Origin of the sequence: Alteromonas sp. K632G, from assembly GCF_017653625.1 — a bacterium.
In the GTDB taxonomy this organism is placed as follows: Bacteria; Pseudomonadota; Gammaproteobacteria; order Enterobacterales; family Alteromonadaceae; genus Alteromonas; species Alteromonas naphthalenivorans.
The window spans coordinates 16,456-42,189 of the sequence record NZ_JAGGDM010000024.1 but is presented as its reverse complement, the minus strand read 5'-3'; the positions used below and the strand labels follow the sequence as shown (position 1 = coordinate 42,189).

At 42.5% G+C, this 25,734-nt stretch carries 22 protein-coding genes; 13 read left to right on the top strand and 9 right to left on the bottom strand.

Annotated features, from left to right (window positions below; genetic code table 11):
• Positions 1 to 172: 172 nt before the first annotated feature.
• Positions 173 to 1,879: a metallophosphoesterase gene (locus tag J5X92_RS19115; protein WP_244361088.1), complete on the top strand. Its 1,707-nt coding sequence runs from the start codon at positions 173 to 175 to the stop codon at positions 1,877 to 1,879.
• A 295-nt stretch (positions 1,880 to 2,174) separates the two neighbouring features.
• Positions 2,175 to 2,897 carry a hypothetical protein gene (locus J5X92_RS19110; RefSeq protein WP_013783086.1) on the top strand — a complete coding sequence of 241 codons (723 nt, stop codon included), beginning with the start codon at positions 2,175 to 2,177 and terminating at the stop codon, positions 2,895 to 2,897.
• Between the two features lie 86 nt (positions 2,898 to 2,983).
• On the opposite strand, the gene J5X92_RS19105 is transcribed toward J5X92_RS19110, so the two are convergent.
• The 8 genes from J5X92_RS19105 to J5X92_RS19075 all read right to left on the bottom strand — a co-directional run bounded on the left by J5X92_RS19105 (position 2,984) and on the right by J5X92_RS19075 (position 11,066).
• The gene (locus J5X92_RS19105; protein WP_013783087.1) at positions 2,984 to 4,720 is read right to left on the bottom strand and encodes a M1 family metallopeptidase; all 1,737 of its coding nucleotides are present in this window, start codon (positions 4,718 to 4,720) and stop codon (positions 2,984 to 2,986) included.
• A 202-nt stretch (positions 4,721 to 4,922) separates the two neighbouring features.
• On the bottom strand, positions 4,923 to 5,825 hold the full coding sequence (locus J5X92_RS19100; protein WP_126871585.1) for an SDR family oxidoreductase: 903 nt from the start codon (positions 5,823 to 5,825) through the stop codon (positions 4,923 to 4,925).
• A gap of 359 nt (positions 5,826 to 6,184) precedes the next feature.
• Positions 6,185 to 6,319, bottom strand: a complete 135-nt coding sequence (locus J5X92_RS21345; RefSeq protein WP_013783089.1) for a hypothetical protein — start codon at positions 6,317 to 6,319, stop codon at positions 6,185 to 6,187.
• A gap of 57 nt (positions 6,320 to 6,376) precedes the next feature.
• Positions 6,377 to 7,579 carry a hypothetical protein gene (locus J5X92_RS19095; protein ID WP_013783090.1) on the bottom strand — a complete coding sequence of 401 codons (1,203 nt, stop codon included), beginning with the start codon at positions 7,577 to 7,579 and terminating at the stop codon, positions 6,377 to 6,379.
• A gap of 691 nt (positions 7,580 to 8,270) precedes the next feature.
• Entirely contained in the window at positions 8,271 to 8,537 is a 267-nt protein-coding gene (locus J5X92_RS19090) for a DksA/TraR family C4-type zinc finger protein (protein ID WP_013783091.1), read from the bottom strand.
• A 363-nt stretch (positions 8,538 to 8,900) separates the two neighbouring features.
• Complete coding sequence (locus J5X92_RS19085; RefSeq protein ID WP_013783092.1) at positions 8,901 to 10,124, bottom strand: TonB family protein; 1,224 nt, start codon at positions 10,122 to 10,124, stop codon at positions 8,901 to 8,903.
• On the bottom strand, positions 10,117 to 10,509 hold the full coding sequence (locus tag J5X92_RS19080; RefSeq protein ID WP_013783093.1) for a BlaI/MecI/CopY family transcriptional regulator: 393 nt from the start codon (positions 10,507 to 10,509) through the stop codon (positions 10,117 to 10,119). Before J5X92_RS19080 ends, J5X92_RS19085 begins: the two co-directional genes overlap by 8 nt.
• Before the next feature lie 215 nt (positions 10,510 to 10,724).
• Complete coding sequence (locus tag J5X92_RS19075; protein ID WP_013783094.1) at positions 10,725 to 11,066, bottom strand: winged helix-turn-helix transcriptional regulator; 342 nt, start codon at positions 11,064 to 11,066, stop codon at positions 10,725 to 10,727.
• 107 nt (positions 11,067 to 11,173) lie between these two features.
• Here J5X92_RS19075 and J5X92_RS19070 point away from each other — a divergent pair, with 107 nt between their 5' ends.
• Positions 11,174 to 11,947 (top strand): SDR family oxidoreductase, encoded by a 774-nt coding sequence (locus tag J5X92_RS19070; protein ID WP_013783095.1) that lies wholly within the window; start codon positions 11,174 to 11,176, stop codon positions 11,945 to 11,947.
• Positions 11,948 to 12,023: 76 nt separating this feature from the next.
• On the opposite strand, the gene J5X92_RS19065 is transcribed toward J5X92_RS19070, so the two are convergent.
• Complete coding sequence (locus J5X92_RS19065; protein ID WP_013783096.1) at positions 12,024 to 12,488, bottom strand: hypothetical protein; 465 nt, start codon at positions 12,486 to 12,488, stop codon at positions 12,024 to 12,026.
• Between the two features lie 331 nt (positions 12,489 to 12,819).
• Here J5X92_RS19065 and J5X92_RS19060 point away from each other — a divergent pair, with 331 nt between their 5' ends.
• From J5X92_RS19060 to J5X92_RS19015, 10 genes are all read left to right on the top strand, one after another.
• Entirely contained in the window at positions 12,820 to 14,151 is a 1,332-nt protein-coding gene (locus J5X92_RS19060; protein ID WP_013783097.1) for an aminotransferase class V-fold PLP-dependent enzyme, read from the top strand.
• A gap of 9 nt (positions 14,152 to 14,160) precedes the next feature.
• On the top strand, positions 14,161 to 14,685 hold the full coding sequence (locus J5X92_RS19055) for a RidA family protein (protein ID WP_041452480.1): 525 nt from the start codon (positions 14,161 to 14,163) through the stop codon (positions 14,683 to 14,685).
• Positions 14,686 to 15,446: 761 nt separating this feature from the next.
• On the top strand, positions 15,447 to 17,987 hold the full coding sequence (locus J5X92_RS19050) for a TonB-dependent receptor (RefSeq protein ID WP_013783099.1): 2,541 nt from the start codon (positions 15,447 to 15,449) through the stop codon (positions 17,985 to 17,987).
• A gap of 200 nt (positions 17,988 to 18,187) precedes the next feature.
• Positions 18,188 to 19,408 (top strand): MFS transporter, encoded by a 1,221-nt coding sequence (locus J5X92_RS19045; RefSeq protein ID WP_244361101.1) that lies wholly within the window; start codon positions 18,188 to 18,190, stop codon positions 19,406 to 19,408.
• A 132-nt stretch (positions 19,409 to 19,540) separates the two neighbouring features.
• Positions 19,541 to 21,022: a sucrose phosphorylase gene (gene gtfA / locus J5X92_RS19040; RefSeq protein ID WP_126871587.1), complete on the top strand. Its 1,482-nt coding sequence runs from the start codon at positions 19,541 to 19,543 to the stop codon at positions 21,020 to 21,022.
• Between the two features lie 282 nt (positions 21,023 to 21,304).
• On the top strand, positions 21,305 to 22,120 hold the full coding sequence (locus J5X92_RS19035) for a hypothetical protein (RefSeq protein ID WP_208806318.1): 816 nt from the start codon (positions 21,305 to 21,307) through the stop codon (positions 22,118 to 22,120).
• Positions 22,120 to 22,419 carry a hypothetical protein gene (locus J5X92_RS19030; RefSeq protein WP_208806317.1) on the top strand — a complete coding sequence of 100 codons (300 nt, stop codon included), beginning with the start codon at positions 22,120 to 22,122 and terminating at the stop codon, positions 22,417 to 22,419. The genes J5X92_RS19035 and J5X92_RS19030 overlap by 1 nt, the downstream gene beginning before the upstream one ends.
• A gap of 17 nt (positions 22,420 to 22,436) precedes the next feature.
• The gene (locus J5X92_RS19025; protein ID WP_126871590.1) at positions 22,437 to 22,787 is read left to right on the top strand and encodes a hypothetical protein; all 351 of its coding nucleotides are present in this window, start codon (positions 22,437 to 22,439) and stop codon (positions 22,785 to 22,787) included.
• Between the two features lie 2 nt (positions 22,788 to 22,789).
• Positions 22,790 to 24,466 (top strand): peptidoglycan-binding domain-containing protein, encoded by a 1,677-nt coding sequence (locus tag J5X92_RS19020; protein ID WP_208806316.1) that lies wholly within the window; start codon positions 22,790 to 22,792, stop codon positions 24,464 to 24,466.
• A gap of 206 nt (positions 24,467 to 24,672) precedes the next feature.
• Positions 24,673 to 25,722: a YHYH protein gene (locus tag J5X92_RS19015; protein ID WP_013783107.1), complete on the top strand. Its 1,050-nt coding sequence runs from the start codon at positions 24,673 to 24,675 to the stop codon at positions 25,720 to 25,722.
• The last annotated feature ends 12 nt before the right edge of the window (positions 25,723 to 25,734 follow it).

Genomic DNA, 25,734 nt, shown 5'->3' with positions numbered 1-25,734 from the left:
TGTTACTCACCGGGTGTAATGACGATGAAACCGTTGAAGTAGAGGTTCCCGTAGAGGTACCAGTAGTAGTTAATCCTGAACATGAAATGCTCACAGACCCATTTTTGCAACTCCCTACACCGAGCACTGTGAACGTTGTGTGGTTTACGAATTTTAAGGCAGTGAGCACGAATTGTCCTTTGGAAGTTCATCAACCTCGGAAATTACTACGACCAAATTAAACCGAATGATGGAAGATACTTCTTCTTCATTGGGAGACATTAATTATGATGCTTTAACCTACCGTGATGTTTATCGTCATGAGGCAACAGCAACAGGTCTTGTTCAAGGTGAAAGAGTAGATTATTTCGTTACCAGTACCGATGAAGACGGATTTGAATTTAAGAGTAATAGCTTCACGCTAGCACCTGCACCATCAGAAGGTCAGGCGTTGAAAATATTGTTAACCTCGGATCTTCAGTCTAAGAAAAACGTGGTAGCAAATTATCAAAAAGTGGTTGAAACCGTGGGCGTACCAGATGCCGTATTGTTTGCAGGAGATTTCGTAAACGTCCCTGACCGAGCATCAGAATGGTTCGACCAAGTAAAAGAAGACTCTCCCGCTTTTTTCCCCGCATTGCAAGGCCACTATCAGGCTTATGTACCAGGTTTTCCCTATAATGGAGGCGAAATTCTTCAGCATGCTCCGTTATTTGGTACTATCGGAAATCACGAAGTCATGGGACGTTATACCCCTGAAAAAGAGGGATATTCTTTAAACGGAAGCTTCAACGATCCTCAGCCTGCTTGGTATGCTGAAGTAGCTTATGATCAAGTAGCTGAAACGGTTAATCCTGACGGCGATGAAAGTATAAAAGCGCAGTGGATAGCGGATAATTCACATAATCAGCAGAGCTTTCTAGACATTTTTAGTTTTCCGGATGATGGGCCATCAGGAGAAGATTATTATGCTGCTTCGTTTGGTGATGTATTCATTATCTCTATGAATGTCTCTCGAATATGGCGCTCTTGGAGCGTTTCAGGTACCAGTAAAACAAAGTTTGTTGAAAGTATAGATACCCTTGACTCGCCTTCTGAATGGGGATTTGGAGAGTTTCTTTTCGAGCGATTCGATGCTCAATCAGATCAATACGCATGGCTGCAGGGCGTAATGGAAACCGATGCTTTTAAAGAGGCTAAATACAAAGTGGTTATGGCACATCAAGGCGTCTTTGGATTAGGTGATAATACGGTTCCCGTTTTAGCACAGCCTGTAATGCAAGTTGTTACAACTGATGAGAATCAGAACGAAACTATCACCGAATATACTTTTCCAATCGCCCCTGAAACGTGGACATCCGAAGTCGCTCCTTTGCTTGGAACAGCGGAAGAAATACGCTATCAATACCCACTGGCGCAAGATGTTTGGCTAAATGATATTGAACCCTTATTGATTGAAAATGATGTTGATTTGGTCCACATAGGGCACTCACATCTATGGAACAGAGCAGAGGTTGAAGGCTTAAATTACCTTGAAAGCTCGAATGTGGGCAATAGTTATGGCGCGTATTACATAGATTCAACCGGATCTTATACGGCAGATGTAAGGGCGAGTTATTCAGACTTTTGGGAAGATGTAAATTCTGCGGCACCTCGCTGGGATATTGAAAATTATCCTCCGAACGGTGATCCCCAGGATAGAGTGATGAGCTTTCCAACCTTATTCAGCCCGATGAGCATGGAAAATGAAAGTTATCCAAATTTGCCGTTTGTAACCAGTAATAACCTTTCGGTATTTTCAGTGTTGGATACGCAGTCTGGCAGCGTGAAAAGTTATGTTTTCGATCCTTCGGACTTAAACTCTGAAGTAATACTATTCGATGAATTTTTATTAGATTAGCCTTCAGTGCTTTTACTCCAAGACGGGCTTCAATAATGAAAAATACTCCCATTGAGGTGCTTTAGAACGCTTGGGTAGCTGGGACACTCACAAATTAATTTATTGATAATGTGGGTGTCCTATTTTAAGAAGCTATTGAATAGCATCGACTTGCCAATTTTAAATATCTACCATCAACGTTAAAAAAATTTAATGAACTGCTAATCTGTTCTGCTCTGTTGTCCGTTTATAACCTCATACACCTTCGCTTATGTCACTTGATGTAGGCCTTGTTTAAGAGGAGATGCAGGTTTTTATGGACGATCCTACGCTAATTATCCTAATGTATTTCATCATTCCCATCTGGTTTGTGGCGGGCATAGTCGACTGGTTTTGCCACAGGCGAAGTAATATTTCTGGTACGAGCGGCGCAAAAGAATCTCTTATCCATTTACTTATGTTCGCTGAAGTGGGCATTCCACTTTTCATGGTGCTGATATTCGAAGTAAACAGCCTAATTATCGCTATCAGTATCTTGCTCTTTTTTGTGCATGAAGCAACGGCAATGTGGGATGTATCTTATGCTGTAACTAAGCGCCGTGTAGGCCCAATTGAGCAGCATGTTCATAGTTTTTTAGAAATGATCCCGCTGCTAGCCTTAGTGTTAGTAGTGGGTCGTCATTGGCCGCATTTTATTGCGCTGTTTGGTTTCGGCGACATTCCTGCTGACTTCGCGCTACAACTTAAAGAAGACCCTTTACCCACATGGTATTTAGTTACCGTACTATTGATAGCATTAGCCTTAGAATTTGTACCCTACTTGGAGGAATTAATGCGTGGCTTGAAAGATAAAAATCAAAACAAGGAGGGCGAGACCACTGGCTCTCGTACCAGAAACGTCACCCCCATTTCAGATGAGGAAGCTGAAGCAGCTAGCCCCTATGCTACGTCAGTGGCTGGGGAAGAAGACCCAGGTGTGGCATTAGAAGAACTGGTAGAGAGTAGTAAGGTGGTTACTCCCATTTCCAAGAAGCGATAGAACGGCAACGGGGTATCAATGGGTTCGTTTTACCAACCTCAATTAGCGCATATTTAAGGGAGCTTTTTAAGCTCCCTGCTTTAAGCTTATTTTTCGGTCTGCTTTTTCCTCATTTCAGCTTGCGCTTCCTGCCAGGCTTTATAATCCTCGAATCGCTGTTCGTAGCGAAGCACCTTACTATTAGGATCGGCAACCACCACATCGTATTCGGTTACCATTAAACTGGTTTGGTTTTGCATATCAAGCGTAGTTACTTTACCGTTTACGCTAACCTCTAGGGGCATAGGGAAGGGCAAGTCACCTTCTGTTTTCCACGTAAAGGTGACTTCATTTTCTGTACGGGCTACATCTAATATAGGTAAGGCCGCGCTGAATATATACACGTCAAAAAACCAATCTAAATTGTGCTCGCTGTTTTTATTGACGATATCGATAAAGTCTTGAGTATTGGCGAAAATAGGTTCGAAATTGCCTGGTTGTGGGTCAACACGGCCATACACAAGTTCGGTTACAGAACGGAAAAAGGGTTCATCACCCATTAGCCCTCTAAGTGTATGAATAACCCATGAACCTTTGGCATAAATATCACCTGCTGGGCCTTTTTCATACACATCTTCTTCAGACATCAATTCGTTGCTAACGATAGGGTGAGCATTAGCCAACCCTTTTCGCTGTGCGTTAAGCTTCACAAAATAGGCTTCATTGCCGTGTAAGTATTGTGCATATAACGGTTGCATGTAGGTGCCAAACCCTTCGTGTAACCACATGTGATCCCAGTTGTCGTTGGTTAGCTGATTACCAAACCATTCATGGGCAAACTCGTGCTGCATTAACCAATCATATCCAGCGTCATCTTTTCTATATTCATTGCCATAGGCGTTAATGGTTTGGTGTTCCATACCCAGGTGAGGTGTTTGTACTATGCCCACTTTCTCGTTGGCAAACGGGTAGGGGCCAATCATCCGCTCGAAAAAGGTTATCATTTCAGGAAGTTCGGCAAATAATGCCTCGGCTTTTTCTTCGTTTTCTGGAAGATGGTAGTAGGTTAACGGGTAGGTGTTACCGTATATGCTGGTAAAACTTTTGGTCAGCTTTTCATAAGGCGCTATGTTTAAGGCAATGCCATAAGTATTGTGCATCGACTTGGTTTGCCAATGAAAAGTGCGGTCATTACCTTTTTCTTCAGTAGCAACCAATACGCCGTTACTGGCGGCCACAAGCGGCTTAGGTACGGTAATGAAAAGCTCGGTGTTAGCAGGTTCACCATAAGGTTGATCAATACACGGCCAGAAAATGTCGCACCCTTCACCTTGCACTGCTGTTGCCAACCATGGATGTCCATCCGGTGTTTCTTCCCACATCACTCCGCCATCCCAAGGGGCTCTGATTGGCGTGCGTGGATGTCCGGAATAGACAATGCGGAGCGTTACAGGAAAAGACACACTGCTATTTGGCGAAACAATAAGCTCGCCTTCAAGGTTACTAAATTGCTGTGCAGGTAGCTCGGTACCATTGAGCCAAACGCTTTCAATGGTAAAACGTGTGTCTAAATCCACAGAGATTTCTTGTTGTGGTAAAGGCGCTTGCAGCGTAAGTGTGGTATCGCCAAACACTATCTCTTTGTCGAAATCGAAGGAAAAGGCAAGCTTTGCATGACTAATGGATAAATGCTTTTGTCTTTCAGAAATCTCTCCGCCAGACTTTAACGTGTATGGTGTTGATAGCTCGGCAGCTGGTGCTTGATTGACTGAAGAAGTGTGTTGAGTGGCACACCCAACTACAAATGTTGAGGCACACGCTAAGGCAAGCGTTTTTAATTTCATGTGTTTTCCGTTTTTATTATTACATTCTAAGGAACTTATAAATCAATGGGTTATGATTTGCAAAAGTCTCTTCATAGTGCAATGGCTAAACGGTTAACGTGAGCATTCGTGCGGTGAAAAGCTATAAGGGTATGCTTACCCGAATAGCATATTTGCTACTCGGGTGAGCAGTTGGGTTAATGTTTAACTAAATATCCGCAAATTATGGTAGATGTTGACCACCTGTTACGCCCGTAATTTCAGCAGTAACATAGCTAGATTCTTGAGATGCAAGGTATACATAGACTGGTGCTAGCTCGGCAGGTTGGCCTGGTCTCTTTAAAGGCACGTTTTCACCAAACTTAGGGAGCTTCTCTTCAGGCTGGCCGCCACTTTGTTGAATGGGTGTCCAAATAGGGCCGGGCGCTACGCCATTCACTCGTATCCCTTTTTCAATTAACATCTTCGCTAGGCTTTTTGTGAAGCTGGTTATAGCACCTTTTGTAGAAGCATAGTCGAGTAAACCAGCAGAAGGTTGATAGCATTGAATAGATGTAGTGTTGATAATGCTCGAACCTGCGGGCATATGTTTCACTGCGGCTTTTGTTATCCAAAACATAGCAAATACATTGGTTTGATAAGTTTTACAAAACTGTTCTGTGGTTAAATCTTCTAGCTCAGCCACAAATTGCTGTTTACCCGCGTTGTTCACCAAGATATCTATAGAGCCAAGTTTTGTTGCGGTTTGACTAACCAACTCCTCACAGAAGCTCTCATCAGAAATATCGCCGGGAATACCATGTGCCGAGATACCACAGTCTGACAAATACGTTAGCGTGTCTTGCGCATCTTTTTCCTCACTAGGAAGGTAATTAATCACTACATCGGCACCTTCTCTTGCAAATGCGATGGCCACCGCACGGCCAATGCCAGAGTCTCCGCCCGTAACTAGGGCTTTGCGCCCTTTCAATCTACCTGAACCTTCATAGGTCTTCTCACCATGGTCCGATTTAGGCGACAGAATTTCATCTAACCCAGGGTCTGGCTGATCATCATTCTTGTGAGTATCTGAAACATCATACTGATAACGGGGATCCTGCATAGTAAATTGATTAATCTTTGACATGCTTTTCTCCTATACGGTTTGCAAATGCTATTGATGAATTATTAACGGAACCGTTTTTGCGCATAAATATAAAAAGGTTCGAATTAATATTTACGTTCGTGTTTTTAAATTTTTAGCACTTATGACGTATATAGAGAAAAGCAAAGTACATGCCATGCATATTTTAAAATAATCTATTTAATGTGAAGTGAAATATTATTTTTATAGCAAGAAAAAAAGCCCCTATAGCAAATGCTAAAGGAGCCTTGTTCTCTATTTGAAAGCTATTATTTAATAGCCTTTTTTACTCTCTAATCTATTGGAGTCTAAGCTGCTTGGAAAATAAGCTCGTTAAAGAGTGAGAGTAAAAAAACATGTATCTATAGTCTTCCAGTTAGGAAAAGAAGCAGCACCACAAGTAGAAGTAAACCGCCAATTCCACCAATAGCTACGTTTTGAACTAACGCTGCTACTATCAACACTACAATGACTAAACTTAGTAAACCCATTCTCATAATATCTTCCTCAATTATTTTCACTTAATGTGTACGCAACGGTGATATCGCTTTTTGTTACGCTACCGCATAAACTTTACGTACAGCGCCAGCACCAAGGTGACCGCCGATTAAGCCGGCTATTAGGCCAAGTGCAGAGGCGATAAAGGCTGTCCATAGAACCGCTTGGGTATAAGTACCTACCGTTTCCGATACTTTGTTTAATTCAGCTTTTGCTTCTGATACTAGTTGCTTAGCTTCTTTTTCTGCGCCACTAACAATGGCTTCAATTTCTTGTTCAGATAAGCTGGTATTGACGGCTAATACATCTTTCGCCATCTCAGGTTTACCAGTAATTAAATACTGACCCGCTTCAACCAATGTATCTGAATCTAAATCTTTCAATGCTTGGCTAACTTCTTGTGAAGACACTTCACTACCTGCCATGCCACCTACCGATTGGCTCACCGAACTTTCAATATCAGCCATTTTCTGGCCTAACCAATTTTTAGCTTCGTTAGATTCACTTGAGTTACTCCACGATTCAGCCTTTTCTTGAGCACCGGTGATAATCGAGTCGATTTCGTCATCTGATAAGCTAGTTCGCTGCGTTAATTCATTACGGGCTTTTTCTGTGTCGCCTGAAATAAGTGCACTGGTAATTGCACCTGTATCTTCAGCATTTAAAGACTCAATAGCTGAACTTACTTCTTGCTGATTTGGGCTTTGTGAGCCCGTGCCTGTTTCGCTGATAACCTGTGATGCTTGGCGTTTCATCACTGCGGCAATACTGGTTTTTACTGATTCGGGCAACATACTTTCATTACCAGACCCTGATTTTAAAATTGTAGTGCTGGCTTTATTAGCACTACCTAATGCACTACCAATTGAGTTCATCGTACTGCCGATACCGGAAACACCTAACATAACAATAAGTACTGTGCCTACAGACCACACAGTTAGGCCGTGTAGGGCACCTATTCTATCATCAGCAGTTCCTGCCATTTTTGCAGCAAGTACACCACCTGCAAACGTAGAGAAAATAGTGGTTATTAATATCCAAATAATCGACCCTATGCCTAATCCGTTACCCATTGCAGATAGGTCTGTAGCATCTGCGATACCCACGCCAATAGCAGAGCCCAAAAGGAGCATAAGCCAACCCAACGCAATCATTAACATAATACCAGCAATGATAGCGCCCCAACTGATGCGATGCCCTATTGGAAGGCTAAAATTAGCGGCCGTTGAGCTTGGTGTTCCAACGATTTCTCTTTCCATAATGAATTCCTCTAATAAATGAAGGACGGCGTATTTAAACCTTGCCATCGTAGTGCTAATACTGAACGCACTATTAAAATGGCAATAACTAAGCCAGAGAGCAGAAGTCGTTAGAAGTTTATTAGAGGTGCCTTAATGGCTGCGGTGTGCGTCGATTCTTCAATATCAATTAAACTTAAGTAAATGAAGAAAATGTAATAATTAATGCAATACTTACCAAGCATTAAGTAACATTTACATTTAGTATTATATCTTGGAAATTATATTTAATAGAGATGGTGTAGCAAGAAATAAATGTTAATAAATGGACTGTTAAATATATCTAAATACTTGTAGTTGATTACATGTAAATGCATGTCAGTACATTTAAAATCGTGGTTCTATTTTCATGGCGGCTATTTTTAAAGAAAAGGGGGGTGGAGTTTTTTACTTATTTTTGATGTTGTTATTTATTTAAAAGTGTCGAATTATTAATGTCGAATAAAAACCCTGGAGCTCCAGTAATTTGACTTCGCATAAATAGCGTTAAGTGGATTATAATTTGCTGCTATTGAAGACATTGCTTAGTAATGCTCGAGCACAATGGTACGTGCCATATCACCGCTGTTGCGATAGAGGAGTGAATAGAATAGGTGCTAGCAATATTAAGTGAAATCAACAATAGTTAATCTTTAAGAAGCAGGAGGGGAAATTACCTTAGCTGGCTATCTTTGCTTCCTCGTCGATTAAAGGCCGATTCAACCTTAGTCGCCTTTTCCAATTTAGCTTGACAGTTTATACACAGCTGCACACCGAGCACAGCTACTCGTCTTCGTTCTGGTATACGAGCGTCACATTCTTCACAGAACTCTGCACTTTCACCCTGATACATGCTGTTTTTAGCACGCGCCACGGCATCTTCAACGCTTGCATCTATCTGATCTTGTACTGCCCCGTCTTTTGCCCAGCCACCGGCCATGTTTCCTCCCAATTGTTGCTTGTGGGTCTTGCTAATAAATAATATCCAATCCATCGGTATCAAAACCAATCAGCATCGATACTCATCACTAGCGCTAACGATAGAATGAGGCAAAAACAGTGCCGAGCCTTTCCTCAAGAATTTTTGGTAATAGTTACAGAAGGTTAAGGTAGGTGAAGAAAGGTAAAGTAATGTAGGGAGCCCGGAGTGCCCGTAGTCTTTACTGAATGCAGTGAAATATTTGCTTCGTTCTATGATGGAATGGTCTAAGACAGAGTGGTCGAAAACAAAACAGCCTTGTTTGAAGAAAACACTAAAAGGAGCAAGAGCTCCTTTTAGTATTCTTACTGTTTTGGCTTAAGCTTACTTATCAGTGCCCGCCGTTAATGGCTGGTCAAGTTTATAGTCGAGCTGCACTAACAAACCTGTTTGCCTGCGGGCTACACCACCTTTAATTGCTGGTTTGTATTTCCATTGCTCAAGCGCAGCTTTTGCACTTTCATCAAATATACCTTCGGGAGTGGCATTAACTACAGTGACATTGTCGGTGTTACCGTTTTTAGTAATATCAAACTGCAGTACGACGAAACCTTCAATATTTCCTTTTTCGGCCGATTTGGGGTATTCAGGCGATACAAATTCTACCGGGGCTGCTTCGTCAACTTTCGACTGTTTGTGTTCAGTATTTTGAAGTGGCACATTGGCTAACGCCATGTTGGCCGTTACTAAGGCAAAAATAGCAGCTGTGCCAGCGGCAAGTAATTTATTACCTTTATGCGGGGTTTTAATCGCGTTTAATCTTTTAATCATTGTATTTTTCTCTCCAAAGGTTGGGTACAGGTTTACTGCTTGTGAATTATGCTCGGCACAACATACAAGTGCTTTTGCATAAATGAGTTTCTCGGTTGGTGATTTGTTGGCGAGCACTGCGTTATCGCATGCTAATTCTTGACTGCTACGAAACGATTTCAACGCAATCCAGAGCACGGGGTTAAACCAAAAAAGCACCGCAAACGCTAACGCAATAGCATTCCATAGGTTATCTTTGTGTTGGTTATGGACACTTTCATGTTCAAGTATTAATGATTGTTGGGAGTTTGAAAAAGCGGTCTTAAAGTAACTTGGCAGCAGTACGGCTGGTTTCAAGAAGCCAAAGAGCATAGGCGTAGAAGCTTTATCAGAATAATAAGCGCGAAGGGAAGGTGATGTATTTGAAGTTACCGGAACCGTTGCGCTAGGCGCTCGCACAAGGTGCTTTTTATCAATAGATCTTAATATACTTATATGGTTTGCCGCTATGTAAGCCGCTACTGCGCTAGCACCCGTTGCCCATAACCAAAACAGCACATTAAACTGCCCACCGGATACATTAGGGTTAATACCTACTAAATAGCGGCTAATGCTATTAGCGGGAATAGAAACCAAATCAATTGGTAGGTTGTTCATCACAAGTGCAGCCGGAAGTAGTAACCATGCTTTGTAAACAAACGTAGTGCCTAGTTGGGGAGTGAGGAATCGCTCACAAAGAATCAATAGCGCCAGAACAACGGTTAACATAGTTTGCTGAGAAATCATCCACTCAATCATTGTTTTTCTCCCATTGCTTGATCACCGCTTTAAGCTCATCGATATCTTCTTTAGATAACTCGTTTTGGTTGGCAAAGCCTGCAATCATTGGCGCAACTTTACCTTTGAAGAGTCGGCTTAAAAAGCTACTGGTTTCTTCTTGAACATATTCTTCGCGGGCAATTAAGGGGTAGTAAAGGTATTGGCGCTGCTGCTTGTGAAAACTGATAGCCCCCTTTTTTACTAAGCGTCCAAGCAAGGTTTTCACCGTTTTTTCATGCCACGGTTTATGTTGATTAAGGCGCTCAATGACCTCGTTAGACGAAATCGGGTTGCTGTCCCAAATCACGTCTAATACTTCAAACTCGGTATTGCTAATATCTGGCTGCGCTTTAGGTGTGTTCATAATTATTTCGCTTTAACCAATGTGGTAGTGACTTTTCTATAAATGGATTACATGTGTAGTCTTAATTAAAGATTACATGTGTAATTCTAAAGCGCAAGTTTTTATCGCGTTTTTTTTAATCAGTGCTGGAGGGAAGGAGGCTGGCCTGTCACGGGAGTGGCCTATCAGTGGAGCAGGAAAGTGTGAGTGGTAGGGCGAGAGGGGATAACTAGTAACTATTCATGCCCATCTATTTCATTTTGTAGGGTGTCTAGCTCATCCAGTACTCTCATAAACTTTCTGCCAAACTCAGTGACCTCGTACTCAACTCGGGGCGGAACTTCGTTGTAAGAAACGCGGGCTAAAATATTAAACTCGATATTTTTGCGTAAACATTGGTTGAGTACTTTTGTGGTAAGGCCATCTACGCACCGCACCATTTCGCCGGGGCGATTAATACCATTATTCAGAAGTTGGTAAATGGTAAGCGACCATTTACAGCCATAAATAGTTTCTACCATTTGAGCCGCTTTGCTTGGTGCTAATTTTTTTGAAAAATTCTTCTCTAATGTTTTCATTAAGATGTACCAAAAAGTACCTACCTTACCGATAAGTACTTACTTTTTAAGCCTATTAATTACCGTTAAATTCGCCACACAGTTTAACATAACCAAGGTAATTAATTATGCATACTTCAAACATAGCACTAATAGTAGGTGGCTCTAGTGGAATGGGATTGGCCACCGCCAAGCAACTTATTGCTAAAGGTATTAGTGTTGTTATTTTAGGTAATAAAGGTAGCAAATTGGCTACTGCTAAATCTGATTTAGAAGCGATATCGAAAGGTGGCGCTACGGTAGAAATTATTCAAGCAAATTTATATCTTAAGCAAGACATAGACAGAGTTATTCATAGTATAAACACTGAAAATCGACATATTCAGCACCTAGTGAACGCTGCTGGCTACTTTAACCCTAAGCCCTTTTTATCTCACGAGGGCAGTGATTACGATACTTATGCAAGCTTAAATCGCGCTACTTTTTTTATTAGTCAGGCAGTGGCGAATAATATGATTAAGCATGGCGGCGGCGCTATTGTGCATATTGGTTCTATGTGGGCGAAACAGGCAATAAAAGCAACACCGTCTTCTGCCTATTCAATGGCAAAAGCAGGCTTGCATGCATTAACGCAACATATGGCTATGGAACTAGCAGAGCATAATATACGGGTAAATGCAGTATCGCCTGCGGTAGTTAAAACGCCTATTTATGAGTCGTTTATTGACCCATCTGAACTTGATGATGCGCTAGCCGGCTTCAACGGTTTTCATCCAATAGGTCGCATTGGAACACCTGATGATATCGCTAATAGTATTGTCTTCCTGTTACAAGAACAAACGAGTTGGGTAACCGGTGCGATTTGGGATGTTGATGGCGGTGTTATCGCTGGGCGAAATTAAGCGGATTATTTCATTGCAAATTGGTAGCTAGCAAGATCGCTTATTCGAAGGCGTTTAATTGGCTGTTTTACTGTCATTAAACGCCGCGAATTTTCTTGAAAATACTAGCGGACAATAACGATAAAAGCCCTGTAACTATACCCGCAAGTAAGCCAACCCAAATAGCGTGCAGGGGAATAAAAAGAAGTGCCAATGCGGCTGTCGATGATAGGCGCTCACCATTATAGGAAGGGTAATTTAAGCCCCAATATCCCCAAAAATGAAAAAGCGCTATTGCTATTAGTGCTCCCCAAAATGCCATTTTTTCATGAACAGAATAATAGTCACCAAGGAAAGCAGCTAGGCTAGTAAGTAGCAAGTAAGGAATGAGCCGAAAGGGAGCCGATTCAAAGTAAGCAAAAGGAGAGGAATATCGAAAGATATGCTCGAAGCTGGCTTCGAAACCATAACCGCCAATGGTAATGGCGAGTAACCAATCTACTGTTATCTCATTGATTACAATAAAGCAGAAAATCAATACACCCCAAAACCATTTGTTCATATCTCGCTCCTTTTTGATTCAGTGCAATCATTGCTTAGTATCTGAAACCTTAATTAACTTCCCGCAAAAGTGCCTTAGGCTTTACGTTTTTTTGCTGGAAATTTACACAAAATAACAAAGCAGCAGTTCTGAGTATCGAAGTTATTTTGCCCCATCAAGTAAGGTAATTAGAGGTGCGGTATGCACAAGGCGTAGCCAACAGAAATACACACCATTAAATCATGTGGTTTAACAATTGCTTCAATTGGCTGCGATAGACTCCTTATGATTCAAATTTAGTGAAATACGATGTTTTTCTTTTCAATGTAGGCCTAGTAGTGAGCGTGATTTCATGAGTGTAGTGCCGGAGTATTTAAACCGTAGGCGGGCGTTAAAAACCCTAATTGGTGGGGTGTTAGGAACCTTTGCGGCGTCAAAATTGGTTCATTCTAATAGTAAAGTTGCATCATCGACCACCGCTAAGTTACCCCCAAGACCTAATAATATATCGCCCGAGTTGCTGGCAAAAGATGAATCATTTTGGGCACAAGTTGCACTGAATTATGACAAAGCGCAGCGGATAGTTAATTTAGAACATGGTTACTGGGGAAAGATGTCTAAGCAGGTGCAGGAAGTATTTGTTGATAAAACGAAAATGGTGAATACACAACTTTCCGTTTATGCACGTAAGCATTTCTCTGAGGACCTAAAGCTAAGCGCTGGCAAAATCGCACAAGCGCTAGGTGCTAATTATGATGAAGTCGTTATCACTCGTAACGCGACGGAATCGATTCATAACTTAATGCGTCAGTACAACGACTTTAATGCTAACGACACCGTATTATTTGCCGACATCGATTATCCTAGCTTTAAAGACACCATGCGGTGGTTGGCTAAAACGCAGAGCGTCGAACCTGTGGAAGTCACGTTGCCCGCGCAAACCAATCAAGCAGAGATCCTCAAGGTATACACGAAAGCCTTTGATGAAAACCCTAATTTGAAGCTAATGCTGCTTACTCATGTGAGTAATCAGCACGGCCTCATATTGCCTGTTGCTGATATCGCTAAAGCCGCAAAAGCCCGTGGTATAGATGTTATTTGTGATTGTGCCCAATCGTGGGGGTTGCTCGACTTTAACATTACCGACTTAAATGTGGACTGGGCAGGCTTCAACTTGCACAAATGGATAGGCAGCCCAGTGGGGGTGGGAGCGCTTTATATGAAGAAGGGCACGTTAGGCAAAATATCTCCATACCCCGGTGAGACCGACCCTACCAATACGTTGGCTCACAAACGGGTTCATACTGCCACATCAAATTTTGCGTCTGTTTTAACGATTCCTGCCGCTATCGACTTTCATCAGTCTATTGGGGCTGCCAATAAAGAAGCGAGGTTGCGTTACTTGCGCAATTTGTGGGTAGAAGAAGCAAGAAAACTGCCTAATATTGAAGTGTTGGGCGGCGAAGATGACGCATCAAGCACAGGAATGGGAGCATTTAGAATGAGAGAGAAAGTGTCGTTAAACGACGCAAAGGTGCTGAAGAAAAGACTGGAAAATGAATTCAACGTATTTACGGTATTGAGAGTAGGGCTAGCCAGTGGTTGTTGTATACGAGTTACACCGCAGATATTCATTTCAGCTGAAGAAATAAATCACTTAATTCTCGCTTTAAAAAGCCTGTAGAAAGGAAAAATGATGAAAAAATTTATAGTATCGACAGCAGCTTTATTAATATTAATGCCTTTAGTTGCAAGCGCGAATTCGCCAGAGGAAAACCTCAAAGCGGCGGGGTTTACTTTGCCAGCGCCAGTGAAGCCGATAGCCAATTACGTAACATGGCGACGTGCGGGAAACATATTGTACTTATCGGGTCACGGGGCCTGTGAAGGCAAGAGTGTACTTGGCAAATTGGGGCAAGACGTATCGGTAGAGCAGGGTTACGATGCTGCTCAATTGGTGGGGCTATGCGCGTTGGCAACGATTAAAGAAGCCACTGGCGATTTGAGCACGGTAAAACAAGTGCTACAGATAACGGGGATGGTAAATGCCACTGATGATTTCACTGGGCATTCACTCGTGATAAATGGCTTTTCCGATATTTTTGTCACTGCGTTTGGTGATGATGGTAAAGCAGCAAGAGCCGCCGTTGGCATGAGTAGCTTGCCGGGCAATATGGCGGTTGAAGTGAGCGCAGTTCTTGAATTGAATGGGAGTTAAACGAGGAGCTTGAGGGAGAGCTCTACAGTGGCTAAATCTAAGTTCGCATGTACGCGGCACTAATATTTGAGAGTTTTTTAAAGATGGTGATCAGTGTTGTGTGCATACACATCCATGCTACGCCATTTCTCACCTAGACAGAGAATACACATCCATGCTACGCCATTTCTCACCTAGACAGAGAATACATGGCCGGCTTGCCCGGCTTCACGTATTAACCCCTCAACAATATAACGACCCAGAGCTCAGCTTTTTATGTGGAACATCGCCGAGCCTAATATGCCAAAATCTTGGCAAGGCTAACCCCGATCTCTCAATTCGCTTTTTAGTAAGAAAGGTCTATTTTTGAATGAGATAATTGCGAAGACTTGCGCTTGATTTTTATGAAGTATGTGGCGAACTTGATGCCTAAGAGTAAGAATTATCTGAGTTTTTACTATGTTTATACATTGTTAATTAAATCTTAATCTAAAACGATTAAGTTAATGGTGGGTAAAAACTAAAATTAAAATGAACTTTTTTATCTTGTTAGTTTTTTGTATAAGGTTCTGATTTTTATGTATTTGTAATTTTAGTTTGCTAATAGGGTGAAATGGATTTGGTCATTTTTTTAAACAAATATTTTACATAATGCAATTTTTCTAGTAATCTTTTTCTTAATCGATTAAGTCAATGTTTGTTAATTTATGGTTTTAGTTCTCTTTCGCTTCTTTCTATAAAGCTGAGCGCAAGAGAATTTCGCTTAGCTTTGGAGAATACCCATGCATACAACATTTAATAAAAGCGCATTGGGCATTGCAGTGTTATTAGGCCTGAATGGCGCTGCTTTAGCTCAGGACTCTTTAGTTCAAAAGAATTTATCTCAAGAGAATTCATCTCAAGAGAAGAAAGCAAAAGAAACGTATGAACAGATCGTGGTAACAGCCAGCCCCGCGGGTGTTTCCGCACAAGAGGCAAGTGTCTCTGTTAGTTCGTTTGATGAAGAAGAAGTCATGAAGCTTGCACCTCGCTCAACGGCTGAGGTGTTCCGTGCGCTGCCAGGTATTCGTGCCGAATCATCAGGCGGTGGCGGTAACGCAAACATCACTATTCGTGGTATTCCTTTGGCTACCGGCGGCTCTAAATTCATGCAAATTCATGAAGATGGCCTTCCCGTTTTAGAGTACGGCGATATTAACTTCGGTAACGCAGATAACTTCTTACGTTATGACTGGTCTGTAGAACGGGTGGAATCGGTACGTGGTGGTTCAGCATCTACATTTGCCAGTAACTCACCGGGTGGGGTCATCAACATGATCAGCGCAACGGGTGAACAAGGTGGTGGTGCAATCGGCACATCCTTTGGTCTTGACTACGAAGAGTTTCGTTTAGACTTCGCTTACGGCGGTGAAGTAAACGACGACCTCTATTTCCACATTGGTGGTTTTGCGCGCGGTGGTGAAGGTGTTCGTGACACCGGCTATAACGGCGACCAAGGTGGCCAAGTAAAAATCAACTTCACTCAACTACTCGAAAACGGTCATTTACGCTTTTACTTCAAGCATTTAGACGACAGAGTAACGACCTATTTACCAGCTCCGGTATTGGTAAAAGGTAACGGCAGCTATGGCGCAGTAGATAACTTCGATGCAAGCAGCCAAACACTGCATTCTGCTTACACTACCAATGTTTCGACTTTCGATTCTTTCGGTAACCCAGTTAATCGTGATCTAACGGACGGTATTGAATCTGAGGTGACCTCTTTCGGCTTTGAAGCTGATTTGGAAGTGGCAGAAGATCTTTACCTGCTTAACAAATTCAGAACGTCTGATGTAGGCGGTGGATTCGTATCTCCATTCACTGATACTTTCGGAGCTTATGGACCGCAGTCTGCTAGCAGTATGGCTACCGCAATTTGTGCTTCAGCCTTAGACGGTGATGGTAATGCGTTCAACTGTGATTCAACCAGCGTAACGCTTGCGAATGGTCCAAATGCCGGTGAAGAGTACAACGGCTTAGCTTTCCTTAATTTATTGTTCGATACGACTTACAATGATTTAGGTAATATGATCAACGACTTGAGTCTTCGTAAAGAGTACGCCAATGGGGTAACGCTAACCGCAGGTTATTACTACTCTAAGCAAGATATCGCTATTAGCTGGAACAGCTGGAATACGTTTATCCAAACGGTTGACGGTACTAACTCTCAGTATCTTCATATTGAAGATGCCGACGGTACTGCACTTGTTGACCAGGGGCTTTGGGCTCCAAGCTTCCTTTCATGGGAATGGGATTTAAACTACACCACTACGGCGCCGTACATTAACGTAGGCTTCGAAGTAGGTGATAACTGGTTGTTTGACGTGAGTGCACGTCGTGACACAGTGCAAGCGAATGGCGAACTTATTAACTCGTGTTGCGGCGGTAATACCGATGTAGACATTAATGGTGATGGGGTTATTTCAGGTAATACTGAAGATGCATCTGCATCAAATGGCTTTGGCTTCGGTGGTGGTGTAATTCGTTTGAACCGAGCTAACGCAACAAGTCAAATTGTTGATTACGAAGCAAGTAACACATCATTCTCACTTGGTGGTTCATACCTGTACAGCGATTCTGTGACTTTCTTTGGTCGCTATAGTGAAGGTGGCCGGGCTCTCGCCGATAGACTACTTCAAATTGCTGGTACCCTTAATGCCGATGGCAGCTTAACAAGCACAACGAGTGGTTTCGACGAAACAGAGCAGTTAGAGTTTGGTGTCAAGTACGGTACGCGAGACTTCAAATTTAACGCGACGTTGTTCAATACGGTAACCCAAGATACTCAAGCTGAAGTGACAAGCGGTTTAACCTTTATTCGTGAATACGAAGCAACAGGTTTAGAACTTGAAAGTAAGTACGATTTTGGTAACGGTTTCACAATGTCAGGAAATGCAACGTGGACAGATGCAGAAATTAGTGAAGACAAGTTCAATCCTGCATTAGTAGGTAAGACTCCTCGTCGTCAAGCTGATTTCATCTACACGGTTATTCCACAGTATGACTTTGAAAACTTCAGTATTGGTGCGTCGTTACAAGGCTCAACAGAGTACTATGTTCAAGACTCAAACGAGCTTAAGCAAGACGCTTACGTAGTAGCTAACTTATTTGCCACTTGGTATGTATCTGACCAATTCTCAGTATCGTTGAATGTAAACAACGCCACCGATGAGTTTGTTATTACTGAGTCTGAAGAAAGTGCTGCATCAGCTGGCGACATCATTCGTGCTCGCCCGATTAGCGGAAGAACGTCTTCAATTCAATTGAAGTACGCCTTCTATTAATGGTCGTTAAAACTATTCGCTGCGGCGCTTTTTAATAAGCGCCGTAAGTGATAGTTCTGGTATTTCGCTGCAAGCGCTACATAAGATAATTCGCCGCAGCAATGCATTTTATCTTTCTTTAGTTTCAAAGGTAAATCTTCATGTCTACTAACCAAACGAGCGAGCATAACTACGGGTTAATTCGCTGGTTAACCTATTTGATGTTTATGATGTTTGCGATGACATCCGACTCGGTAGGCGAAATCATAAAAGAAGTAAAAATTGAGTTTGCAGTGACCAATACGCAAGCGAGTCTAATGCACTCTTTGTTCATGATTGGTATTGCATTTTCTGGGCTATTTCTTGGCTTTTTGGCCGACAAATTTGGTCGCAAAAAAACGCTTATCTTGGGCTTAGCTTTATTCGCGATATCTTGTTATCTGTTTATGGTAGGCAGTACCTTTGCGTTTATTCTAAGTTTGGTAACTTTGTCAGGCTTGGCTGTTGGGGTGTTTAAAACCGCTGCACTTGCCTTAATCGGCGATATTTCACGCTCAACTAAAGAACATACTGGCACCATGAACGGTGCTGAAGCATTCTTTGGTGTGGGCGCAATAATAGGTCCAATTCTGGTCGCCTGGCTGATTACCCAGGGTGTTCATTGGACTTGGCTATACGTGATTGCAGGTGGTTTATGCACCGTGCTCATTTGCATGGCACTGATGGTTGAATATCCAGAAAGCAAGGCGATAAAAGAAAAGCCTACTAGTCTTGTCGATAGCTTAAAGTTACTAAAAGACCCTTACGCACTAGGTTTCTCAATCGGCGCGTTTCTTTATGTTGCGGCCGAAAGTGCAATTTATGTGTGGATGCCAAGCTACTTAATTTGTGACGCTAATTCGGCATCAGATATTTACAGCTGCTACGCCAATGAATCTACCCAAACACTTGCCATTTACGCCGTTTCCGTATTTTTCGCGTTGCGCGCGGTAGGTCGGTTTGTTGGTATTTGGATGATGCAGCACTTCGAGTGGACCAAAGTGCTTCTGTTATTTAGTTTCATGATAATGATGTGTTTTGTGGTTGGCTTAATAGCAGGCCAAACGCTAGCCGTTTTCCTTTTTCCATTAAGCGGCATATTTATGTCAGTCATTTATCCTACTTTTAATTCCAAAGGCATTAGCTGCTTCGAGAAGCGACAGCACGGTTCAGTGGCGGGGGTTATTTTATTCTTTACTGCGGCGGGTGCTGCGGCTGGGCCTTTTATTATGGGTGTGGTAAGTGATGCCAATGGCGGCGATGCCAAGTATGGATTTGTCGTAGCCACGGGCTTTTCTATTTTGTTATTCCTAGGCTTACTTTACAACGCTATTGCTCAGCCAACGCGAGAGCGTCTCGCCATGATTGAGAAAAGAGAATATGGAGTGCCTCAACACACCTAGCCAGAGCATTATCAAGTTCCACTATTTACATTAAATCAATGCAGTGCTTCTTGTTGCTATAGGAAACACTGCAAATCTTCGGTGCATTTTTGCTTTTTAATAAGGCGCACCCCCGTTAATTGGAGAGTTTTCATGCCTTTACGCAATGGCGTTCAACTTATTACCTATGCAGACCGTTTAGGTAAGGGAAATATGACAGGCCTCAACACGCTGCTAAGCACCACGTTGAAAGGGCTATTTACAGGCGTTCATATTTTACCTTTCTATTACCCCTTCGATGGTGAAGATGCAGGTTTTGATCCTATCGATCACACGACCGTTGATTCGCGCTTGGGCAGCTGGGCCGATGTGAAGCAGATTGGCGAGTCGATGAATATTATGGCAGACCTAATAGTGAATCACATGTCTGCGCAAAGTGAGCCATTTTTAGATGTAATTAAACACGGCCGTGAATCACAATACTGGCCGCTATTTTTAACAAAACAATCTGTATTTAGCGAAGATGATGCGGCTAATATTGCCAATATTGGAAAGGTATTTAGGCCTCGCCCTACGCCATTTTTCTCTGAGTATGAGCTAGATAACAAAGAGGTTGTGCCTTTTTGGACAACGTTCACCGCCAATCAAATCGATATTGATGTTGAGTCTGATTTGGGTAAAGCATACCTAGAATCAATCCTAGAAGCTTTTACACAAAGTAATGTCGATTTAATTCGTTTAGATGCAGCAGGTTATGCCATTAAACGCGCTGGCACTAACTGTTTTATGTTAGAAGAAACCTTTGAGTTTATTGAGGCATTAAGCAAGCGTGCACACGCGATGGGCATTCAAAGCTTGGTTGAAATTCACAGTCATTATGAAACTCAAATTGCTATTGCGTCTCGTTGTGACAGCGTTTATGACTTTGCGCTTCCACCATTGGTGTTGCACACCCTATTTAGCAAAGACGCATCTGCCTTGGCGCATTGGTTGTCTATTTCCCCTCGCAATTGCTTCACCGTACTAGATACCCATGATGGAATTGGTATTGTTGATGTAGGAGCCAGCGGTGATAAGCCAGGGCTTTTAACTAACTCGCAAATCGATAATTTGGTAGAAACCATTCATGTTAACTCGAATGGCGAGTCGAGAAAGGCCACTGGGGATGCGGCAAGTAATGTCGACCTGTATCAAATTAACTGCACTTATTATGATGCGCTAGGAAAAGACGATTATAAATACTTGCTTGCGCGTGCGATACAGTTTTTCAGTCCAGGGGTACCACAAGTGTATTATGCTGGGATGCTAGGGGCGACTAACGACATGGAGCTACTTGCGAAAACCAATGTGGGGCGTGATATCAATAGACCTTATTTAAGTGAAAGCGATATTGATGAAGCTCTCGCTAAGCCAGAGGTAAAAGGCCTAATTGAATTGATTCATATTCGTAACAATACGAATGCGTTTAACGGTGATTTCTCTGTTACTGAAGATGCAGGTACTTTGTTATTAGTCTGGACTTTAGGTGAAGACCGCGCCGAATTACGGATAGAAATGAACACGCTTGATGCAACTATCACATTGCTAGAAGGTGGACTTAAATCCACCCTATCTTTAGCGAAACTTACGGCATAGCCCTTGTTCTAGCCCGAACAAAAACAAAAAAACGGTAGTGACTTCTTTTATTTAATCGAAGTCACTACCGATTATTCATTATTAAATTCAGCTTGTTACCTTCATAAATAATTGCATAGCCCAATCCTTTTAACGCTACGTTTATCACTCTCTTCATATAACACACAAAACTGAAACTGAATTGGTTGTATTTTGTACAAATAATGTTAAGTTAATATTTAACCAGTTTAAATAATAACCATCTAAATGAAGTATGTTTCAAGGTTGCATGGACACAACCCAATGCACTTCACCACTTCAGAGCGACTAAAACGAATTCAACAACACTTAGGTGTGTCACCTGATGGTGTACTTGGTGGCGAAACCCTTTCAGCCCTTGAAAAGCGGTTACTTCCCATCGCAGAGCGCCTAACCCAAGTTACTTCAACAACAACGCCAGCCAACTCAGATGAAATAAGCCTTACGCTTTCACAAAAGGGGATAAACCTCATTGTGCAACATGAGATCAGTTCAAAGCAATATTATGAGAAACGGCTTACCCGTCCAACATGGCCTAAAGGTGAGTCTGGGATAACAATCGGTATTGGCTACGATTTAGGTTACGCGAGTAAGGGGCAATTTCAATCAGACTGGCAGTCTCTCCTTAGTACCTTTGATATGGTGAAACTTACCCGGGTATGTGGCCTGAAGGGGCAAGCGGCTAAAATTCATGTCTCCTCTTTACGTTCTGTCACTGTGCCCTTCGATGCCGCGAAGCATGTATTTGTGCACTCATCACTGCCGAAATATGCACAAAAAACAAAATCTACTTTCCCTGGTGTCGAGTACTTGAATGCTGATGCTCAAGCTGCCTTGGTATCGTTAGTATATAACCGTGGTGGGAGCCTAAAAGGGGATTCACGACGAGAAATGGCTGCCATTAAGCCTTTGGTGGCAAGCAAAGATTATGTTGGCATTGCGCAGCAAATTACGAAGATGAAGCGATTGTGGCAGGGCAGAGGGCTCGATGGTTTATTACACCGGCGAGACGATGAAGCTAACCTAGTCAGGCATTCAGATAGAAAGTATATCGCTGGCGACCTGGTAAGGGTTGCGTAATGAAAACGCTTCAGCACGATTTACATTTACGGTATGAAGCCTACACCCGAGCACATCAGCGTTTTGCTGAAAGGGGAGAGTTTCGGGTTGAAATCTACCAAGGCAGATTGGAAATCGACAATCAGCATGACTTTAAACATTTGGCGACTTATCCATTTTCACAGGAAACGGAAGAAAGCCCAGTGTTACCAGCATCTTTACCTGTATCTATACCAGCAAATCAGGGTACCGCTTTGCCTTTGTTTAACGCGCTGTTCAATACAAACTTTGTTAAGGCAATAAAGCTACTTTTTTATTAATTTATAGAAGGAATTTTATGATGGGAAAGTTCAAAGACGCAATGCAAACCATGGCTGACGGTATTGGTGATTTGTCTAAACTTGATGTGGTGACATTTCAAGGCTCAGTCACATTGAACGCGACGGATACCGCGCCGTTAAAATTTGATGCCGTGATGTCGTCTGCAATGGGAAATGCCACCGTGGCGGTTAAGGTACTCGCTAGTACTCAAACCAGTATTGATGGTGACATTGTTGCTTTCTACGATAAGGATATCACCGAAGAGCAGCGACTTGCTCATGCTGATTTGGTGCTTGCGGGTGCTGAATCTCGAGCCGCATCTATTGAGTTCGTGAGATCTATCGTAGGGGAAATTGCGGATTTGTAGTGATGGACGACAAGTTTGGCATAATCGACAAGTTAGGGAGAGGGCTTGATGCTTCGGTATCTAAGCATTATTTGCCCAACGCAACGTTAGCTTCCGATAACCCTAACAAGACAGATTCTTCTGCCTATATTCGCGCCATAAGAGCCCGTTTAATTGAGCTTGGTTACTTAGGAGAAGGGCATAAATTCGCAAATCGGCATAACCCGCAGACTGACCGCATACTGATTAAAAAAATAAAGCAGTTTCAACATGATGCTGGTATTACCCAAGACGGTTGGGCCGGAAAGCTTACATGGCAGGTTTTGGAGTGCTTAGTAAGTTTTGAAAATCAGCAAAGCCCTGCACTATGGGGGACTGTTTGGCGAAAAGCTGCTAGCGAGAAATGGAGAAGCTTATGGCAGCAATCAACACAGGAAAATCAACACCACGTTTGGTTATTAAAAGGTGAGGTACTACAAAACAAAGCCGTGATGCGAGCGGTGTACTGCCGCTTGTACACACTCGGCTTTTTCACCGATTGGGATAAACATCGTATTCACACCAAAACTATTATCAACCCTAGCGAAAATACCGACTTTCAAAATGCGATTGACCAGTTTTGTGTGTTTGCTAAACAGCTGGAATTAGTGAATAACGCGTGCTCCGGATTGGATATGGATTTACTCAATGCCATGTTTGAATACGATAATATCGTTGCTAGGTTAGGCGACAATACACACTTTGAACCAGCATTTACTGCGTACCCTAACACTATAGAAGCGATAGCCAGAGTAGAGCTTTGGTTGCTCGGTTATGATATTTCCCCGGGGAAAGAACAGACGATTAGAAGGGCTACAAGAAGATTCAAAAAACGCACCTTTATCAGCGTATCTAAAACTCAACTCGCGGTTAAGCAGTTTTATTCTGATTACCCTGTGGTGCGCCTAAGTGATAATGAAAATGATAAAATATATGATGAAAGAAGCGACAATAGACAACCTCTAAATGCTGCTTTAATGGCAGCATTCTCCGCACTTTCTACCAGTGTTGATGTGACTGATAGCGATAATGAAAGTCTAAATGCTTCGGTAAGCCAATTATGGCAAAGTAAAAGTAAGCAAAATGCGTTAAGAGCGCAGTTCAACAAGCTAGCCAATGGTATTTTCGACGGATTAAAGCGAATGGTAAGTTGGCTTTTTGGTGCAGTAAAGCGCGTGCTTGAAAAAACAAAGGAAGTGATTGCGAATATTGCACGTTACATTAGTAAAAAAGCACGCACATGTTACTTGAGTGTGGTGAAAGCGTTCGATATTGTTTATTCAGGCATGTCGTATTTAAAAGGTCATGCATTTCATTATGGGGCACCCTCTAAAACGTGCTTTGCTCATGATAATGACTTTGATCAGTTTTGCTGCATAGACTCAAAAGCGCTGCCCCACCAAATTAGTTTTGATAGAACCCAGTATGGTTTCCAAGCCAAACTCTATGCTGCAGGACTGACGATTGTTGGTCATCTGTTGCGTATAGCGCAGCGAATAGTAAGAACAGTCTCTTCACCCGTTGGATGGCTTTTAGCCCTGCTTTCATTGGCAAATGTTGCTAACGCTATTAAGGCAATAAACCAGCAAATAAGCCTTGTTGAGAAGTATGAACTTGACGTTACACATCGAAAGTCTTTATTTAAAACCCGTATCTCTTAATATCATATATTGTCTTTTACTCGCCTGTTTTTAACTTCCACTTTTTCTCCACATTGTTTCCCTTTCTAATTTAGTAAGGTAGTTGCCCAGTCATTATTTATTGCCTGAATCTGCCCCTGTGCCGGCTAAGTACTTGTTTACCTAGCTGGTTATAGATATGCGGCGGTAAATTGAATTTATGCCCTATATTTTACAAAGGAATTAACGTGAATAACAATCTGCTCAAAATTGCTTTTATTTCACTATCTTTGTTTTTAACTGCCTGTGGCGGTTCAAGCGATTCAAGTACTGAAGTCACCGACAGTAGTGCAAGTGAAGGCTCTGATGATAGTTCAGCCAGTGACGATAGCTCTGATGACGACGCGCAAGATGAGAATGCAGGATTGGATGTGGATGCGACTTTGTTTCTTACTGGAGAAAACGTCAGCATCGATACCGTATCTTGTACCTTGGTGAATGGTACGCAAACGTTGTGCTACGAAATAACATCGAAGCACACGGCAGAAGAGCACGATATGGGCCCCTGGTGCCCAGAGACAATTTACGATACGGCTGAAGAGGGCGGGCTTTGGTTTGATAAAGGTGAAATAAATGACCTAGATGGCGCTTTTATTGAAAACTTGGCCACCTATTATGATGACCCCGGCTTTAAGATGTATGAAGATGACGGCACAGTGCGCCGTATGGAAACCGCCGAGGAGTGCGCCGAGGGTGCAGATCCTAATATTAAAGATAAATATACGAACATGTGTGCTCAGTGTTTGCCTGAGTGGGTAAGTACACAAGTGACCTACCTCATTCCTATTACACCCATTAAGCAAGACGAACCGGTTGAGCTAAGCGATGGCCCTACGTTAGAAGTGGCTGGCGTTGAATACGGACCTTCAGTAAGGGGCTTGGCATTCAATGGTGTTAGATTCGATCATCCCGCCGACATCGATATTATTCTAGCTGGGTATCAAATTGCGCCGGTAGATGATGCAGGTGGGCACGTGAACAACAGCTTGGGTTATCACTATCATGGTGATACCGGAATGACTACACGTATTGAGCAATCGGACGGTCACGCGGCAATGATTGGCTATGCCCTTGATGGTTTTGGTTTGTACGCAAAGTTAGATGACAACGGTAATGAAGCAGAAGATATGGATGAATGCCGGGGGCACAACGATGACACACGTGGCTACCATTACCACGTATTGTCGCTAGAAAGTAATGAGTTCTTAGATTGCTTTTATGGCGCGTGGGCAGAGTAATCCAGCAGGTAT

Coding starts and splice junctions, on each gene's coding strand:
- J5X92_RS19110 (WP_013783086.1), top strand. CDS start 2,175: ATGGACGATCCTACGCTAATTATCCTAATGTATTTCATCATTCCCATC.
- J5X92_RS19105 (WP_013783087.1), bottom strand. CDS start 4,720: ATGAAATTAAAAACGCTTGCCTTAGCGTGTGCCTCAACATTTGTAGTT.
- J5X92_RS19100 (WP_126871585.1), bottom strand. CDS start 5,825: ATGTCAAAGATTAATCAATTTACTATGCAGGATCCCCGTTATCAGTAT.
- J5X92_RS21345 (WP_013783089.1), bottom strand. CDS start 6,319: ATGAGAATGGGTTTACTAAGTTTAGTCATTGTAGTGTTGATAGTAGCA.
- J5X92_RS19095 (WP_013783090.1), bottom strand. CDS start 7,579: ATGGAAAGAGAAATCGTTGGAACACCAAGCTCAACGGCCGCTAATTTT.
- J5X92_RS19090 (WP_013783091.1), bottom strand. CDS start 8,537: ATGGCCGGTGGCTGGGCAAAAGACGGGGCAGTACAAGATCAGATAGAT.
- J5X92_RS19085 (WP_013783092.1), bottom strand. CDS start 10,124: ATGATTGAGTGGATGATTTCTCAGCAAACTATGTTAACCGTTGTTCTG.
- J5X92_RS19080 (WP_013783093.1), bottom strand. CDS start 10,509: ATGAACACACCTAAAGCGCAGCCAGATATTAGCAATACCGAGTTTGAA.
- J5X92_RS19075 (WP_013783094.1), bottom strand. CDS start 11,066: ATGAAAACATTAGAGAAGAATTTTTCAAAAAAATTAGCACCAAGCAAA.
- J5X92_RS19070 (WP_013783095.1), top strand. CDS start 11,174: ATGCATACTTCAAACATAGCACTAATAGTAGGTGGCTCTAGTGGAATG.
- J5X92_RS19065 (WP_013783096.1), bottom strand. CDS start 12,488: ATGAACAAATGGTTTTGGGGTGTATTGATTTTCTGCTTTATTGTAATC.
- J5X92_RS19060 (WP_013783097.1), top strand. CDS start 12,820: ATGAGTGTAGTGCCGGAGTATTTAAACCGTAGGCGGGCGTTAAAAACC.
- J5X92_RS19055 (WP_041452480.1), top strand. CDS start 14,161: ATGATGAAAAAATTTATAGTATCGACAGCAGCTTTATTAATATTAATG.
- J5X92_RS19050 (WP_013783099.1), top strand. CDS start 15,447: ATGCATACAACATTTAATAAAAGCGCATTGGGCATTGCAGTGTTATTA.
- J5X92_RS19045 (WP_244361101.1), top strand. CDS start 18,188: ATGTTTATGATGTTTGCGATGACATCCGACTCGGTAGGCGAAATCATA.
- gtfA (WP_126871587.1), top strand. CDS start 19,541: ATGCCTTTACGCAATGGCGTTCAACTTATTACCTATGCAGACCGTTTA.
- J5X92_RS19035 (WP_208806318.1), top strand. CDS start 21,305: ATGCACTTCACCACTTCAGAGCGACTAAAACGAATTCAACAACACTTA.
- J5X92_RS19030 (WP_208806317.1), top strand. CDS start 22,120: ATGAAAACGCTTCAGCACGATTTACATTTACGGTATGAAGCCTACACC.
- J5X92_RS19025 (WP_126871590.1), top strand. CDS start 22,437: ATGATGGGAAAGTTCAAAGACGCAATGCAAACCATGGCTGACGGTATT.
- J5X92_RS19020 (WP_208806316.1), top strand. CDS start 22,790: ATGGACGACAAGTTTGGCATAATCGACAAGTTAGGGAGAGGGCTTGAT.